Below are 16,395 nucleotides of genomic sequence, written 5' to 3' on the forward strand. Positions count from 1 at the left end.
TTTTTGAGGAAAAAGCCAGCATTTTCAAGGTGTTAATGTTATAATAAAAATGTTATTTTTTTGTAAAACGTAAGGACGAAGCGGGATGTAATTTGTAACTTAAAATTTCAAGATAAATGAATGATGAAAAAACTACGAATTTCCCTTATAAATATACATGGACTTCTAAAAGGTTCTGGCTTAGAAATCGGTCGGGACGCAGATAACGGAGGACAGACCAAATACGTTTACGAACTTGCCGAATTCCTGTCACAGCACAAAGATGTAGCGCACGTTGATCTTTACACCAGACTGATTGATGATCCGGCTCTTTCTCCAGAATACGCGGTGCCGGTTGAAGCAGTCAATGAAAAATTAGACATCAGAAGGATTCCGTTTTTGGGTAAAAAATACAAATCTAAGGAACAGCTTTGGGAAGGTCTTGATACCTTTGTAAGCGGTGTTGTGCAGCACATTAAATCGCACAACATTTACCCCGATTGGATTCATTCTCATTATGGAGACGCGGGTTATGCGGCGGCCGAACTGTCATCACTTTTAAATATTCCTTTTGCACATACCGGACATTCGCTGGGTTTTTATAAAAAGAAAAAACTGCTTGAAAGCGGGCAGTCTGAAGAAGACTTGGAAAAGAAATTTAAGTTTAAAGCCAGAATTGCCGCAGAGGAAAAAACCTTAGAACTTTCAGAATTCATCGTTACGTCGACTGAACAGGAAATAGAAACCTACAAAGCATACAAAAACTTCGAAATTGCAAAATACCACGCGATTTCTCCCGGAATAGATACTCGAAAATTTGTTCCTTATTACTACACCGAAGCCGATAACGACAAACATTTAGAAGAAGCACAAAGAAAATATTGGGTTTCAGAATCAATTTCAAAGTTTCTTACCAATCCGCATAAGCCTTTTATTCTGGCACTTTCAAGACCGGATCGTCATAAAAACTTACATACTTTAATAGACGTTTACGGAAAAGACAAAGAACTGCAAAGTATTGCTAATCTCGTAATTTTTGCGGGAATCAGAAAAGACATTCAGAAAATGCCGGAATCTGAAAAAGATGTGTTGACCGATTTGTTATTGTTGATGGACAAATACGATTTGTACGGAAAAATGGCGATTCCGAAAAAGCATGATGTAGAAAACGAAGTATCGATTATTTATCGTCATGCAGCCGAAAAAAGAGGTGTTTTTGTCAATCTCGCGCTTCACGAAAATTTTGGATTAACGGTTATAGAATCAGCAAGTTCGGGACTTCCGGTTGTGGTGACCAAAAACGGCGGCCCTTCAGAAATTATTCCGGTTTGCCAGAACGGCGAATTAGTAAATCCGCAAGACGAAAATCAGATAAAAAAAGCACTTCGAAATGTTTTAACCGATGAAAATCAATGGAAATATTACTCGAATAACGGTGCGATCAACATTCAAAAACATTACAGCTGGCTGAGCCATGTTAACCAATATGTAGAATTGGTCAATGAAAATTTATCGCTTTCATCTGGCGCGGGAATCAAAAAACAACATTATCCAGCCATCAATATTGATCGTTTAAAACGAAAAGTAGAAAATCTATTGGTTTCGGATATTGACGGAACTTTGATTGAACCCAAATTGAGTAATCCAGGGTTGAAAGAATTAAGAGAACATCTTACGAATCGAACCGATAAAATGGCTTTTGCCTTGGCGTCGGGCAGAAATCTGGAATTGGTAAAAAAGGTTATAAAAGAAGAGCAGTTTCCGTTACCCGATTTTATTATTTGTTCTGTCGGAACAGAAATTTATTATACAAACGGAAATGATTATGTACTGGACAAAGGCTGGGCAAAATTTCTTTCGGGACGATGGAAACGAGACGATATTGTAAACAAGTTAAAAGCCGTAAAATGGATTAAAATGCAGGAAGATGAGGCACAGAATCCGTTTAAAATATCCTATTACTACGAACAGGAAAATTACAATCACGAAGAATTAATCGCAGCTTTAGGAACAGGCTGGTACAAAGTAAATATAATTCCGAGCCACGGGCAGTTTTTAGATTTTATTCCCAAACGGGCTTCCAAGGGAAATGCGATTAAATTCTTGTGCAGAAAATGGGCGATTCCGTTAATGAATGTGATTGCCGCCGGCGATTCTGGAAACGATATTGATATGTTTAGAGGTCCCATAAAAGGAATCATTGTTGGAAACCGAAGTTTGGAACTGGCAGATTATGAAACCTCAAAAAGCATTTATGTAGCCAAAACCGCTGCATCGTCTGGTATTTTAGAAGGTTTGAAACATTATAAAATCATTAAATAATTAAAATATGTATTCAGGTTCAGGATTTAGTAATTGGGAAATTGGCGACGTTGATGTTTTTATAGACGAAAACGGAATTCATCATTTGTTTCATCTTATTATTCCCAATCACGATTATATTGCCCACGCGGTATCCAAAGATGGTCTTTCTTGGAAAAGGGTAAAAAATGCACTTTTTGTCGGTGATCCGGGAGAATGGGACGATGATATGTTATGGACAATGCATGTCAGTAAAAGAGCGACAGGAAAAGGGTATGAAATGTATTATACTGGCTTAAAACGCCAAGATAAAGGAATTGAGCAAAAAATTGGAAGAGCAGTTTCTAAAGATTTAATCAATTGGACCAAAGACAATTCGTACGATCTCCCGTTTAAGAGTGAACCCCCGCATTACGAAGGTCCGAACAATAACCCGAGAGAATGGATTAGTTTTCGGGACCCGTTTAAATACGAATATGAAGGCGAAGATTATCTCTTAATTTGTGCCAGAAGTGCCTCTGGACCCATTTACCGCCGCGGCTGTATTGGTGTCGCCAAACGAGAAAAAGAAGGTTTTGTATTGCAGAAACCGCTTCATATTCCGTATGTATATGACGATGTCGAATGTCCGTGCGTGATCGAAATAAAAGGAACGCATTATCTTCTAGGATCTATTCGGGAAGATATTAAAGTGCGTTATTGGTCTTCGCCAGAATTTAGAGGAGAGTATCGTGCTTTTCATAACAATGTTTTATTACCTCAAGGAAATTACGCCGCCCGTGTGGTAAAAGACGGCGAGCACTTTTTGATTTACAACTTTTATTTTGCCGACGGAAATGTCAATACCCACCGCGTGATTCCACCGCCAAAAGAATTGGACGTCGATCCCAGCGGCAGATTGCTTCTTAAAAGTTATTTCTATTGGGAAAAATTATATCAAAAAACAATTCAGCAGAAAGACCTTCCGCAGCCACTGCCTATTTTAGGAAACCCGACGGCAGAGTTTGTAATCGAAAACGAAAACAAATGGCGCTTTGGATGCCGAAGTGGTTACGAAATTTATTGTTTTGAAAAACCTTCTAATGATTTTGTATGGGAAGGAACTCTGGCAGTTGAAGGTATGGGAAAAACAGGTTTTGTAATTGAATGTGATAAAGAAGGAACGGGCTATTATATTTCGATTGATTTTATGAATGGTTTTGTTCAGTTTAGAGCTTGGGGTTTTAATGAAAAAGACGTCAAGAATAATTTTATTTTCGAAAACATTCAAACGAATCAGTTTCAGATAGAAGATCAAAAGGAGATTTATTTTAAAATTATCCGCTACGGAAATTATTATGAATTGTCTATAAACGATGTTGTAAAACTGACTTTATTGGACTTTAAATATAATGAAGGCAAAGTGGGCATTTACGTTTGCTCGGCCGTTATATCGGTAAAAGATTCAAAAATTCATGTTATTCCAGAACCAGAAAACGAATACGCAGCATCAGATCCAGAAAAATATGAGAAAGACTATTCTAGAATGATTCAGATGTAGTTTTATCTTAGATTAATATAGAATTTTACGCAGATTTAGCAAATCCGACAGATTTTTTATTTACAAATCCATTTTATCAGTATAATCTTTAACAAATAAAAGATCTTTTTAAATCTGCGTGAAACAAAAAAACAAAATCTGACATATAAAATTTTCAGTAGAAGGTAAGTCGTATGGGCTTGCCTTTTTTATTTTGATAAAACGAAGCTTTTTTTTTGCAGTTCTTTTTTTAGAAATAATCTTCATAATAAAATCCTAACATTAGATAAAAAACAAAACTCATTTATTAATAACAAGTTAAGATTTTGAATTTAGTCAAATTCTAATGTTATTCTAATGTACCGCAAAATTTTTAGCTCTAAATTGCGCGCTCATAAAATTGAGTGGAATTGCTTTAAATCATTGGAGTTTCGAGAGAAATTAATTTGGTTTTTGGAACTAAAAAGTAAATTTAGAGGCAAAACAGAAACTTAAAATCTTAAAAAAGATTTCATTTTAAGTTTTTTGGTAGGGATTAATTGGATGAGGTAATTATTTAATTTTTAGAAAAATGTTGAATAGAATTAAAAATAGTCTTTTATGCAAATGCCTTCAGGTGTTGCTTGTCGGCTATTTTTTAATCAGCAGTTTGAACATTTCCAGCAGTTTTGGCAGAATTATAAACAACCATGCCGAAACCTACACGGTTAAAGGGATTGCATGTAATTTTCTAAAAAAAGTATTTAAATGCGACGGCGTTCCAGAAGAAGTGGACGACTGCGAAACAAAAAATACAAAAACAACAAAATTAGCAAAAGGAATTCCTGCTGCAGAATATCTGATTTCTATCGATAATTCGATTACAAACCTTTATTTTCTAACAGAAACTAAAGGTAAAAACTACATTGATAATCCTATATTTTCTTTCGGATTTCATGGTAAAATTCACTTGCGACCTCCGCGAATCATTTCATAAATACTTGTTCTTTAGGAGTTAGAAGAAATTCTTACATCCTGATTGCGGTTTTTGCCGTATATTTATTCTATGTAATAATCTTGTGTTTATATATAAATTCATGACACCACTTAAACGTTTTTTTAATTTACTTCAGCTGGACAAGCGTGATGTATATCAAATTATATTTTACGCCGCTTTTGCTGGTTTAGTAAACCTTTCGCTGCCTTTAGGAATACAGGCAATTATTAATTTTATTCAAAGCGGACAGCTTAGTGTTTCCTGGATCGTTCTGGTTGTTTTAGTAACAATTGGAGTTGGTTTTGGAGGCGTTTTAACGATTTTGCAGCTGCGAATTGTTGAGAATCTGCAGCAGCGTATTTTCGTACGTTCGTCTTTTGAATTTGCGTACAGAATGCCTTTAATTAAATTTAAAGAAATGTATTCTGAATACGCACCCGAAAAGGCCAACCGCTTTTTTGATACTTTGATGGTTCAGAAAGGAACCGCAAAACTTTTGCTGGATTTCTGTACGGCCTTTCTGCAAGTAGGTCTGGGGATTATTTTATTGGTTTTGTACCATTCCTTCTTTATGGTAATCGGACTTTTGTTTATCGTGATTCTTTATATCATTTTTAAATTTTCGTACAGAGATGGTTTAGAAACCAGTTTAAACGAATCAAAGTTTAAATATAAAGTAGCCGCATGGCTTCAGGAAATTGCGCGCAACCGCGAGAGTTTCCGCAAAAAAGGAGCTTTTGAATATGCTTTGAACCGAAACGACGGTTATGTGACCGAATATGTAAATTACCGTGAAAAACACTTTCAGGTAATGAAAAAACAATACATCCAGCTGACTGTATTTAAAGTTATTGTTACTGCTGCCTTATTGTCTATTGGTGGTTTTCTGGTAATTCACCATCAAATGAACATAGGGCAGTTCGTGGCAGCTGAAATCGTGATCGTTTTATTAATTAATTCGGTAGAAAAAATCATTTTCGGCCTAGAGTCTTTTTATGATGTTTTGACTTCTGTAGAGAAAATAGGGCAGGTAACCGATATGGACATTGCATGTATTCCGCAGACTTCAGATAAAACTGAAAAAGGAATTAATATAGAAACAGAAAGTATCAATTATCATTATCCAGATCATACTAAAAAGTCGCTTAAGAATATCAATTTAAAAATCTCTCAGGGAGAAAAAATTATTCTTACAGGAACAAACGGTGCTGGAAAAAGTACTTTGTTACAGCTTTTGTCGGGACTTTTGGAACCAGAAAGCGGTGCAATGTATGTGACTGATAATTATATGAACCGTCTGAACGAAGATACCTATAGAGCTCAGACAGGAAGTTATTTGCAGGGCGATACCCTTTTTGCAGGAACTATCCGCGAAAACATCATTTTTGGAAATGATAAATTAAACAGCGACGATTTAAAGTGGGCTTTGGACAATGTCGGCCTTACACCATATATTAAAACTTTTGAGAACGGATTAGATAATCAGATTCATCCGGGCGGACGTGAACTTTCTGCTTCTGATGTCCAAAAAATTCTTTTGGCAAGAAGTATCGTTGGTAAACCTAATATTTTGTTTTTAGAAGATCCTGTCGACAAAATGGACGAGATTACTTCTAGTAAAATTGTAGATTTTTTACTTTCTGAAGAAAATGACTGGACGGTAATTGTGACTTCTAAAAATGATATTTGGAAGAACAAATGCAGTCGTATGATCACAATCGACGACGGAAAAATTATTAACGACATAAAGCTTTAATCATGCTCAATATATCAAAAGATAATCATGTACTGATCACTCCGGGCGACTATAAATCGATTACCAGTGTTGCGCGAAGACCACATTATAGAATTTTAAACAAAGTAATTATAGGTTTTTTGATCTTCTGCGTAGGCTGTCTTTTTCTGCCTTGGACACAGAATATTTCGGGAAGCGGTTCTGTTACTACTTTAAAACCAGACCAAAGACCGCAGACGGTGCATAATACCATCGCGGGACGAATTGAAAAATGGTTTGTAAAAGAGGGTGATTTTGTAAAAAAAGGAGATACTATTCTTTTTATTTCTGAAATTAAAGAAGACTATCTAGACCCAAATTTGGTAGGCAATACCAAACAGCAGGTTGATGCCAAAAAAATGGCGGTAGAGTCTTATGGCGACAAAGTAAACTCGCTGGATGTTCAGGCGCAGTCGCTTAATACAGAAAGACAATTGAAGCTGCAGCAGGCACAGAATAAGATCAAACAAGCGCAGCTGAAAATTAAAAGCGACAGTATGGATCTTGTTGCGGTAAAAACACAATTGCGAATTGCTAAAACACAATTTGATCGTTCGACAGCTTTGAATAAAGAAGGTTTAAAACCAATGACCGATGTCGAGCAGAAAAGATTAAAGCTGCAAGAGTCTGAAGCATATATTATTACACAGGAAAACAAACTGTTGAGCAGCCGAAACGAATTGATTAATGCGAAAGTAGAAATCAATAGAATTACGGCAGAATATGCTGAAAAAATATCAAAATCAAGAAGTGATAAGTTTACGGCTTTAAGTACTCAGTATGACACAGAAGCTCAGGTTAATAAATTAGAGAATCAGTATACCAATTATAGATTAAGAAACGGTTTGTACTACATTACAGCGCCTCAGAGCGGTTATATTAACCGTGCGCTTTTGGCAGGTCTTGGTGAGACGATCAAAGAGGGAACATCGATTGTAAGTATTATGCCTGCAAGTTATGATATTGCGGTTGAAACTTACGTAGATCCTATTGATTTACCGTTGGTGCACCGAGGAACAAATGTACGTGTATGGTTTGACGGATGGCCTAGAATTGTGTTTTCTGGATGGCCGGGATTGTCGTACGGAACCTATGGCGGAAAAGTGGTGGCAATCGAAAACTTCATTAGTTCGAACGGAAAATACAGGATTCTTGTAGCTCCTGACGGAATAGACCGCCACTGGCCAAAAGAATTGAGTATTGGTGCCGGTGCGCAGAGTATTGCTTTGCTGGAAACAGTTTCGGTATGGTATGAAATTTGGCGAAACCTGAATGGTTTTCCTCCAAATTATTATAATTCGGGTGAAAAAGAAGCAAAAGGAAAGGAGAAAAAATAAAATGAGAAATCTTGTAAAATTGTTTTCTTTCTTACTTTTATTCGGCTCTTCGACCTTACAGGCTCAGAATTTTAATCAGGAAGAATTAACTTTCAGCGAGTTTTTAGGATATGTAAAAAAATACCATCCGCTGGTCAAACAAGCCAATCTTGAAGTGAGCAATGCTCAGGCAAAATTAATGGCCGCTAGAGGAGGATTTGACCCGAAAATTGAAGTCGATTATAATAAGAAAGAATTTAAAGGAACAGAATATTATTCGTTGTTAAACAGCAGCTTCAAAATTCCGACTTGGTACGGAATTGAAGTTAAGGCGGGTTTTGACGATACAGACGGACAATATTACAATCCGCAGAATCGTACGCCGGAAGCGGGTTTGACCTCTCTTGGAGTAAGCGTAGCTTTAGGTCAGGGAATGTTCATTAATCAGCGAATGGCCGATGTTCGTGAAGGAAAACTGCAGGTAAAACTGAGTGATGCAGAACGTAAACTGAGAGCTATTGCGGTTTTGCACAAAGCCAGCGAAGCGTATTTTGAATGGCGAAAAAGTTATAACGAAGCCGAATTGTACAAAAACTATTTAGGTTTTGCGAGCACTCGTTTTGAAGGCGTTAGAAAATTGATAGAAGCGGGTGATGCTCCTGCTATTGACAGCGTTGAAGCGAAAATTACGGTGAGAAACCGTGAATTGAATGTGGAAAACGGAAATCTAAAATTAGCGAAAGCAAAATTGAATCTGGCCAATTATTTATGGATTGAAAATGTTCCGGTTGAATTGGGAGATTTGGTAAGACCCGAAAATAATTTGATACAAACAATAGAAGAAACGTTACGTACAGACGCTATGATGGTTGATGTAGAATCATTGGATTCGCATCCGAAAATTCAGTCTCTGGAAACCAAAATGTCGATTCTGGAAGTTAATCGCCAATTGAAAGCAAATTCATTGCTTCCGAAAGTAAATGTGGGGTATAATTATATTTCAGACCCGAATTATTGGAACACTTTTAATGCCGATGATTACAAATTTAATATTGATTTCAGCTTCCCAATTTTCCTGCGAAAAGAACGTGGAAATCTGAAAATGGCTAAAATTAAAATTCAAGACCTGCAGTTTGATATTGGACAGCAGCGATTGGAATTAAAAAATAAAATTAAAGCCCAGCAAACTGAAATTGCTTCTTTAAGAAAGCAGAAAATCGTGATCGATAATCTTGTAAAAGATTATGTGACGATGCTGAACTCCGAAGAAAAATTATTTTCTTTTGGCGAAAGTTCGATTTTCTTAATCAATTCGAGAGAGAACAATTTAGTAAGTGCCAAGCTTTCACAGATTAGTTTAGAGAATCAATTTTATCTGTCCAATGCCGAGTTGTATAAGATCTTGGCCAACCCGGATTAATTCTTTTCCCTTTACTAAATTTAAATATTTTAGTTAGTTCGAAAAGAGCTCGATGTCCCATCGAGCTCTTTTTTATCTAAGTCCTTTTTAAGGAAATTACGTTTTTAAATACTTGAAAATCAAGAGTAAATCTTAGTAGACAAATTCAACTTCATTTTTAGAAAGATAAACTGCATTCAATCCTTTCTTTTTTTCGGTTACTTTCTTTATTGTTTTGGTTTGAAGATTGAACTTTATAATATTTAATTCGCATTCTTCGAGATAAAGATCATTTTGAATCAAATGTAATTGAGTGCTGCAGATTTCATTTTCTTTATTGAATTGATACAGCGTTTTAGATTTTAGTTCTTCTGGATCAAATTCTTTTAACGCGCCAGTGTACGTGTAATACAGTATTTTGTTTTGGTATACAATAGGAGCTGTAATTAAATCAAAAGCTTGATCTTCTTCTGCCAAAACACTTCCGTTGTTTTTATCTAATAATACAATTTTGCCTTCTTTTTTTAACGGATTTCCCGTTATGCCGCAAAAGATAAAATTTTTGTAAACCAATAATTTTGATAATCCGCTTAAAGACGATTTATAAGACCATAATTTCTTTCCGTTTTTCAAATCATAAGCAGCAACTGTATGGCATTGAAAATCGGAAACATAGAGTTTTTCTTTGTCAAAAGTAAACTGGATAATAAAACTTGAATTGCAAAGTGAAGAATGACTTTCTTCGAGATGATACAAGGGTTTTCCGCTCTGGCTGTTAAGTACAGTTAAACCGAAAGCTCGAATACCAATCACGATCAAAGAATCATTTACAGCTTTTATCACATTGATTTTTTCTTCCGTATTATAAGTCCATTTTGGTACGTTATTTTTTATGTCAAAACAACTTAATTTATTTTCAGAAAAAACACCGTAAAGCAGGTTGTTTTTATCCAAAACAGGCTGCGGTCGGATAGCTTCGTCGTCGTTTATTATTTTAGAAAAAATGATTTTCTTGTTTCTGATATTTTCGATTACGATGCTGTCACTAAGAGTGCTGCAAACCAATAAACTGTCGTTAAAGATTGACGCTGTATTGTTTAACCTCATTTTAGGCTCGTTTTTTTTCTGACAGGAAAGGAGCAGTACACATATAAAGAAGACTATTTTATAGTTCATACACTTATTTTAGCGGTTGAGTAGGAGAGAGGTAGATTTTATTTAGGATAAGTACAAATCTCGTTGTAATAGCGGTAATAAAAAAAGCTAAAAATACTTAAAAATAAAAAGGTGAAAAGTAAAACTGTGACGGCGCTTTTTTTGAAATCAGTTTTAAACCAAAATTTTAGAAATAGTATTTGAAGTACAAGCAATATTAAATAGTGATACAAAGATTGCTGCAGTAAATTATAAAACTGAGAATTTATTTCACTGCACTCTATTTTGGGTGAAGTTCCAAACAAAAGGAGCTGTAGAAATAAAGCAATAATAAATAAAACTACGGTTAGAATTAAGGCTTTTTTCATGGATTATTTTTTAAAAAGATAATAGAATTTTTGACAATCCTTTCTAAGGTATATTTTATTTTCAGACAGATAGTTTGTGTAAAAATATCGATTACACTTAAAATCAAATTTTGCAATGCCGACTATTTTTTCATTTTTATAAAAAATCAAAATATCTTGAAAACAATTTAAACAGTGAGGGTCAGACCTAAAGCGTCCAGGATTTTGATTGGTAAAAAAATCATCTATTTTAAGATCAAAAGCATTGCTGATTGGCTGTTTTTTGAATCCATATTGGGAGAGATTTTCGTAATTACTTTTATCATTTTCATCAACAAAATAGGAATAATAGATTTCCTGCCTTTTTGTACCGTCTGGCGGTGGCGGTACGCTGTAAAAATTACTATGATAGTATAAGACTTTATCATAAAAATCAAAATGCTGTTTCTTCTTACATCCAGATAAAACGAGTGTTAGTAAAAAACATGCTAGTATATTTTTTGAGTACAATTTACTTTTCATTTTGGGTTTTTTCATTTTTTTGTTTTGCAGCTATTTTATAAAGTAACGTCAGTATAAATATGATCACTAAGTTGATTAAAAGATTTTCAATCTTCATAAAGCCAAATTGTTTTTCTGTTTCCGAAATCCAGAATTGATAATAGATTGCTGGATACCCAATTACCTGACCATTGTTAAAAGGTGCTAATCCGAAAAAAAGGCTGTATAAAAAAGTTGCTGCTAAATATATAATTGCTGTTGTTAGAAATAGAAATATATTTTTTCTCATGGTTTTTGTGGACTAAAAATCCCTGTTATATTCGCTTATCATTAGTTCGGGATTTTTATTATAATATTTGATGTAAATTGAATCATCTTCTTTTTTGTTCAATTTGAGATGTATTGCATCAGATTCCTCATATATCTTATTCTTTACGATATATTTAATTCCAACTGATTTTCCTTTATACAAAGATATTTTGGTTATGATGCCTTTTGTAATAGTGTAGTCGGCTTTTATATATTCAATTTCATTTGTTCTTTCTTGTGTAAAATAAACACAAAGACATACGAAAAATGAGATAATAAGAAGTAATATACCAGCTAGTTTAAGGTAATCTTTTGTTGTAGGTTTGTTTGCTTTATTGATAGTACTATTCATAAACTTTATTTAAATATCTAGTTAACATAGCTTTATCATTACCAACTTGAATCATAAAAAAATCATTATTTTCTTCAACTAAAGAAACATTAGTTTTAAAATTTCTTTTTGTAATCTGTATTATAGAATCTTGAAATGTTTTGATGTTAGAATTAAATCCATAATATTGTACAAGTATAAAACCTTTTCTGAGGGGTAAACTATCATTGTAAACCTTCAAATATCGAGAATACTCTTTTGTATATTCTTCCGGCTTTAGTTTTGGACAAGTTCCAGATAAAGCAAAATTCAAGATATAATCTCCTTTATCAAATCGCATTTGAAAAGCACTGCAATCTTCTGAAATATGATTTTCTGTTAAAATATAAGGGTCTGGTCTTCCGATTTCATCGTCATTATTTTTGCATGACAACAAAGTAAGTAGAAGTAAAAAAAATATTCGGTATTTCATAAATTGATTTTTTAAAACAGATCTCTTTCAGATTCTTCAATTGAAATAGAATCATAAGAAGTATAATGTTGAAAATCTAAAAATAGATCATCGATATGATTGTATTTTTTGACTTTATGATTTGACCAATTTTCATCAACAGGCATAAAATCAACTTTAAATTGATAATTGGCAAAAAAGCAAATTGTCATATAAAAATCCGATCCAGAACTATCTATCCTGACAATATAATCCTCGGCGCTTTTGTTGTTTGCAATCCGTAACGAAAACTTTTTATACAAAGGCTGATTCCACTTTTTTGATTTATATTCAAAATAGAAAAATTGCTCTAATTGTTTAGAATTTAAAAGGTTTTGCAAATATTCTATATAATCAAAAGCATCATCTATTGTATCAAAATATTTTAAGGTCGTTTCGTAATTCAAATAGTGTTTTACACCGAAAGTACTATTGTTTAAAGCTTCTTCTTCGGAATAATAAGCATAAATCTTTTGATCAAATCCTAGATAAATTCCATTACTAAAATTGAACTTACTTTGAATTTTTGAAAGATCAACTTCGTAATCTAAATATTGGAGTTGCTCTTTCTTTTTTAGAGCATTGAATACTTTTATTTTGAAATTATCAAGAGTGTTATTCATCATTTTTTTTGCAAGTTTATAGCAATTTTATCATATAATAATAGCTTACTGATTCTTAAATATTATGAATACTTAATAAGTAATATTTCCATAGATATTTTTAATATTTTTGCAGACTATTATCTAGACTAAAAACAGTATCCATTAAGTCGCGAAATGAGCTATAGACAGTTGAAGTCTTTCTATTTTTATTATGTACCGAACCACACAGTATTTGAAGTTATGCGATATAACGTATTTCGTTTTTTATCAAATATTAAGTATATCATATTCGGATATGATATTCTTGTAAAAAATGCTCATTTTTTTATTTCTATTTATTGAGTTTCTTTGCGAGTTCGAAGTTGAGAACATTCGCTCAGCGTAGACACTTCGAAGAGCGGGCCAGAAGATTTATTATTTTGACTATTCCTCAGGTGTTCCTTCATTATCAATACATTCAGGGTGTGTAGTTTTATAAACTATCCCTTTTTTATCTGTCCAAATCGTAATGACATGTGGATTTAATCCATTCCCTGACTTTTTTACTATATATCTACAATTAGGCTTCAATTTTATTTTAGATTTATACAAAATACCTCCTTTAGTACAACGATATTCTTTCGGTATATTATTAAATGAAAAATTAGAAGGAACTAAGTCATTATTGCCTTCCCATACGAACAAGAACCCTCCTTCATAAGGAAAACCATCTGGTTTAATCGAATCGTTATCCACCTCTAATGAAGTAATTGGTATATTATTACAACTAACAACTTTTTGAATTTTTAGATCAAAATAAATATTGTGTTTTTGACATGAAGTCAGTATAAAAAATAGGATAATTATATATTTTGTGTTATTCATCTTTACTTTTAATTACTCGGCTATTCATCTAATTTTTTGAATATTGTTTTGTTATTGAGTTTCCAAATGATCAGAAAAATAGGAAATAGCATTTTCCAGCATTCTTGCTCGTGCAAAAACGTTGTAAGATTTTTACGGACATGACCTCTCCTTTTCTTTTTTGTTGAACAGATACACACAGAAAAAATAACTTGAGCAACGTATTTTTATTCACACATTTCGTTAATTGATTTTAAATATCCATATTCAAATGAAAAAACGATATAACATTTATCTGAATTTATAACGAGCTCACTTCCTTCACAATTTGATTGTGATAAATAGAATAGTTCTTTACTTAAAAAATTTCCTTCAACAAGATCGGCGTCTCCAAATGTTTGTATAAAATCTGATTCTCTACAATTATTAATCATCTGATTTTTGGAAACTATTGATTTCGCAAGTTCAATAGTTCTATACCCTTTACAACCATATTTGTCCATAATCCATTTTAAATTGGGATTATTTATTTTTTGTTTAGAGCAACTTACTAAGAGTACTAGTACAATCGCTACTTTTAAAAGTACGTTAGAATAAATCTTTGAATTTGTCTCATAAACCTCTCTTTTCTCCATTGCATCAAATGTATTATTGTTTGAATATATTTTTATAAAGCTTATTCAAAATTATCTTTTTTAATATTTTCCCTTTTTAATGTTGCTTTTTTAAAAATGCATTTAATTTATCTATTTGTTTTCCTGTAAATGAAAATAGTAATAGAACAAAGGCAACAATGACCCATGCAATATTTACATATCCTTTTAAAAAAAAATAATCAAAATGTTCATAATAAAATAATTTAATTGTATCACCAATTTTTAATTGATCACATTGCATTGCGCTTACATTAACCCTATCTGTTTTATCTTTATATTGTATCCAAACTTTAGAGCTTCCACTTTTGCCATGCCAACAATAAATTTGTGTTATAATACAATCTTTTAAATTATTTTTATTTTTTTTCTACGTTATCCTAGATGTAATTCTTTAGCGCCTTTACAGTTTTTCCACCCATTGAGGTTAATTTAAAATCTTTTTGTAGTATTCTTTTTTTATTGCCTTTTACTGGCTTTAATGGCATCTTGTTTTTTTAGGTGTTTAGCAGTTGCTTTAGTCGTGTTCTTCCTTACAGATTTTAAATTGCGATTATTGTAAACACTTCCATTATTTGTCCATCAAAATAAAATTCTTCTTCAAACATAGGATTGTAAAGCACTAGACGCTCCACATTTAACCACAATGAAATCTTGATATTTAAAGACCTCGTCCTTGAATAGCTCAAATTGTCTCTATATTCATTTCCTTCCCATTAAATAAATATGACGAACTAAGATGAATGTTCTTCAAAAGAGACTCACCAAAAGCAATGTACTCCACATGCCGTGAAATAGAGCCATTTTTGTTGGTAATGTACGAAGTACTTCCCAAATGATCCGGATGAAAATAGAAAATATCATTTTCCGGCATTCCTGTTCCGGTAAAACCTTCGCCTCCTTTAATGGTTGTGGGTTCTACCGGCGGTCCAAATTGTACTGCTGGTCCAGGAACATCTCCTGGAGCATTGAAAATTGGGTTTCTTGGCCAGCCTTCTGGCGGTTCCCATTCTTTTCTACTAGTTGTAATATAAAAAACCTCGATTTTTCGAGGTTTAATTTTTTTTTCTCTGGCGATTTTCTTTTACGGTTCGAAGTCGGGAGACTTCGCACAGCATTAAAAACTTTATGGAACTCTTCGTGCAGCGGGTTTCGTGGCCACCTTACGGTGGTTCCTGATTTTCCTCAACAGGGTTAAGTGTTTCACTTGGGTAAGGGTCTCCTGTAAATTCCGGTGTTGCATATATTCCCCTCTGCGTTGGTCATCCTGGTTAGTTATTCTCTTCCTTCTGTCCAGTAGGGTACTTTGTAAAAATAATCATCTAATGTTCCTTCTGAAAGTTTATATTTAAAGGTGTTTTTAATTTTAGAAATTAGTAAAAGTATTTGCTGATAGGTTAGTTTATTAACATCGATATTTTTACTTTCTTTATCAACTGCATCAAGAAGTATAATTTTATTATTTTTATACTCTATTTTAAAGACAGAGGGACTATCAACACCGAATTTAGTAATGCCATAAACAGGCATAAGTTTGTCATTTAGTATATACAAAGAAAAAGGTCGATTTTTTATAGGTCGAAAATCGGGAAGTAGTGAATTTACAGCTAATTTTAAATTTTCTTTTTTATCAAAAAGAACCCTGCTGCGAAATCCATTATATAAAATTTTATAGTTCGAATCAGAAAATACAACTTTACATCTCTTTAATTCATCAATACCAAAATCTTCAAAATGTTTATCACATACATAACCATTTTGAATTAATTTATCCATATCTGACAAATATTCAATTTTTATTCCCTGATCTTTACAATCAACTTCTTTCTTATTTGTACAGAATACAAGAAGAAATACTAACAATAAGCTATACTTTATCATTTTATTTATGTTATGA

Annotated in this window: 15 protein-coding genes; 6 read left to right on the top strand and 9 right to left on the bottom strand. The window is 33.1% G+C overall.

Translation table 11 applies throughout. The annotated features are described in order from the left end of the window. Positions 1–120 precede the first annotated feature (120 nt). From C4F50_RS00195 to C4F50_RS00220, 6 genes are all read left to right on the top strand, one after another. On the top strand, positions 121–2,301 hold the full coding sequence (locus C4F50_RS00195) for an HAD-IIB family hydrolase (RefSeq protein ID WP_193844425.1): 2,181 nt from the start codon (positions 121–123) through the stop codon (positions 2,299–2,301). A gap of 7 nt (positions 2,302–2,308) precedes the next feature. Further along, positions 2,309–3,820, top strand: a complete 1,512-nt coding sequence (locus C4F50_RS00200; RefSeq protein WP_193844426.1) for a glycoside hydrolase family protein — start codon at positions 2,309–2,311, stop codon at positions 3,818–3,820. Between the two features lie 550 nt (positions 3,821–4,370). Then, on the top strand, positions 4,371–4,775 hold the full coding sequence (locus tag C4F50_RS00205) for a hypothetical protein (RefSeq protein ID WP_193844427.1): 405 nt from the start codon (positions 4,371–4,373) through the stop codon (positions 4,773–4,775). Positions 4,776–4,875: 100 nt separating this feature from the next. After that, positions 4,876–6,531 (top strand): peptidase domain-containing ABC transporter, encoded by a 1,656-nt coding sequence (locus C4F50_RS00210; protein ID WP_193844428.1) that lies wholly within the window; start codon positions 4,876–4,878, stop codon positions 6,529–6,531. A gap of 2 nt (positions 6,532–6,533) precedes the next feature. Beyond that, on the top strand, positions 6,534–7,886 hold the full coding sequence (locus tag C4F50_RS00215; protein ID WP_193844429.1) for an HlyD family secretion protein: 1,353 nt from the start codon (positions 6,534–6,536) through the stop codon (positions 7,884–7,886). A 1-nt stretch (position 7,887) separates the two neighbouring features. Then, positions 7,888–9,285: a TolC family protein gene (locus C4F50_RS00220; RefSeq protein ID WP_193844430.1), complete on the top strand. Its 1,398-nt coding sequence runs from the start codon at positions 7,888–7,890 to the stop codon at positions 9,283–9,285. A 132-nt stretch (positions 9,286–9,417) separates the two neighbouring features. On the opposite strand, the gene C4F50_RS00225 is transcribed toward C4F50_RS00220, so the two are convergent. The 9 genes from C4F50_RS00225 to C4F50_RS00265 form a co-directional block, all read right to left on the bottom strand. Next, positions 9,418–10,371: an outer membrane protein assembly factor BamB family protein gene (locus tag C4F50_RS00225; RefSeq protein ID WP_193844431.1), complete on the bottom strand. Its 954-nt coding sequence runs from the start codon at positions 10,369–10,371 to the stop codon at positions 9,418–9,420. A 419-nt stretch (positions 10,372–10,790) separates the two neighbouring features. Beyond that, positions 10,791–11,303 carry a hypothetical protein gene (locus tag C4F50_RS00230; protein WP_193844432.1) on the bottom strand — a complete coding sequence of 171 codons (513 nt, stop codon included), beginning with the start codon at positions 11,301–11,303 and terminating at the stop codon, positions 10,791–10,793. Then, on the bottom strand, positions 11,278–11,556 hold the full coding sequence (locus C4F50_RS00235) for a hypothetical protein (RefSeq protein WP_193844433.1): 279 nt from the start codon (positions 11,554–11,556) through the stop codon (positions 11,278–11,280). Before C4F50_RS00235 ends, C4F50_RS00230 begins: the two co-directional genes overlap by 26 nt. A gap of 12 nt (positions 11,557–11,568) precedes the next feature. Beyond that, on the bottom strand, positions 11,569–11,928 hold the full coding sequence (locus tag C4F50_RS00240) for a hypothetical protein (protein ID WP_193844434.1): 360 nt from the start codon (positions 11,926–11,928) through the stop codon (positions 11,569–11,571). Then, positions 11,921–12,379, bottom strand: coding sequence for a hypothetical protein (locus C4F50_RS00245; protein WP_193844435.1), 459 nt, complete (start codon positions 12,377–12,379; stop codon positions 11,921–11,923). The genes C4F50_RS00240 and C4F50_RS00245 overlap by 8 nt, the downstream gene beginning before the upstream one ends. Before the next feature lie 11 nt (positions 12,380–12,390). After that, positions 12,391–13,023, bottom strand: coding sequence for a hypothetical protein (locus C4F50_RS00250; protein WP_193844436.1), 633 nt, complete (start codon positions 13,021–13,023; stop codon positions 12,391–12,393). A 402-nt stretch (positions 13,024–13,425) separates the two neighbouring features. Further along, the gene (locus C4F50_RS00255; protein WP_193844437.1) at positions 13,426–13,866 is read right to left on the bottom strand and encodes a hypothetical protein; all 441 of its coding nucleotides are present in this window, start codon (positions 13,864–13,866) and stop codon (positions 13,426–13,428) included. A gap of 206 nt (positions 13,867–14,072) precedes the next feature. Next, on the bottom strand, positions 14,073–14,480 hold the full coding sequence (locus C4F50_RS00260; protein WP_193844438.1) for a hypothetical protein: 408 nt from the start codon (positions 14,478–14,480) through the stop codon (positions 14,073–14,075). Positions 14,481–15,773: 1,293 nt separating this feature from the next. Continuing rightward, a complete protein-coding gene (locus tag C4F50_RS00265; protein ID WP_193844439.1) occupies positions 15,774–16,379 on the bottom strand; it encodes a hypothetical protein in 606 nt (201 codons plus the stop codon). Positions 16,380–16,395 lie beyond the last annotated feature (16 nt).

The sequence above is a fragment of the Flavobacterium hungaricum genome (assembly GCF_015182285.1).
GTDB lineage: Bacteria > Bacteroidota > Bacteroidia > Flavobacteriales > Flavobacteriaceae > Flavobacterium > Flavobacterium hungaricum.

Bases quoted from the DNA above. Each gene is read 5' to 3' on its own strand.
- C4F50_RS00195 (WP_193844425.1), top strand. From the start codon at position 121: ATGATGAAAAAACTACGAATTTCCCTTATAAATATACATGGACTTCTA.
- C4F50_RS00200 (WP_193844426.1), top strand. From the start codon at position 2,309: ATGTATTCAGGTTCAGGATTTAGTAATTGGGAAATTGGCGACGTTGAT.
- C4F50_RS00205 (WP_193844427.1), top strand. From the start codon at position 4,371: ATGTTGAATAGAATTAAAAATAGTCTTTTATGCAAATGCCTTCAGGTG.
- C4F50_RS00210 (WP_193844428.1), top strand. From the start codon at position 4,876: ATGACACCACTTAAACGTTTTTTTAATTTACTTCAGCTGGACAAGCGT.
- C4F50_RS00215 (WP_193844429.1), top strand. From the start codon at position 6,534: ATGCTCAATATATCAAAAGATAATCATGTACTGATCACTCCGGGCGAC.
- C4F50_RS00220 (WP_193844430.1), top strand. From the start codon at position 7,888: ATGAGAAATCTTGTAAAATTGTTTTCTTTCTTACTTTTATTCGGCTCT.
- C4F50_RS00225 (WP_193844431.1), bottom strand. From the start codon at position 10,371: ATGAGGTTAAACAATACAGCGTCAATCTTTAACGACAGTTTATTGGTT.
- C4F50_RS00230 (WP_193844432.1), bottom strand. From the start codon at position 11,303: ATGAAAAAACCCAAAATGAAAAGTAAATTGTACTCAAAAAATATACTA.
- C4F50_RS00235 (WP_193844433.1), bottom strand. From the start codon at position 11,556: ATGAGAAAAAATATATTTCTATTTCTAACAACAGCAATTATATATTTA.
- C4F50_RS00240 (WP_193844434.1), bottom strand. From the start codon at position 11,928: ATGAATAGTACTATCAATAAAGCAAACAAACCTACAACAAAAGATTAC.
- C4F50_RS00245 (WP_193844435.1), bottom strand. From the start codon at position 12,379: ATGAAATACCGAATATTTTTTTTACTTCTACTTACTTTGTTGTCATGC.
- C4F50_RS00250 (WP_193844436.1), bottom strand. From the start codon at position 13,023: ATGATGAATAACACTCTTGATAATTTCAAAATAAAAGTATTCAATGCT.
- C4F50_RS00255 (WP_193844437.1), bottom strand. From the start codon at position 13,866: ATGAATAACACAAAATATATAATTATCCTATTTTTTATACTGACTTCA.
- C4F50_RS00260 (WP_193844438.1), bottom strand. From the start codon at position 14,480: ATGGAGAAAAGAGAGGTTTATGAGACAAATTCAAAGATTTATTCTAAC.
- C4F50_RS00265 (WP_193844439.1), bottom strand. From the start codon at position 16,379: ATGATAAAGTATAGCTTATTGTTAGTATTTCTTCTTGTATTCTGTACA.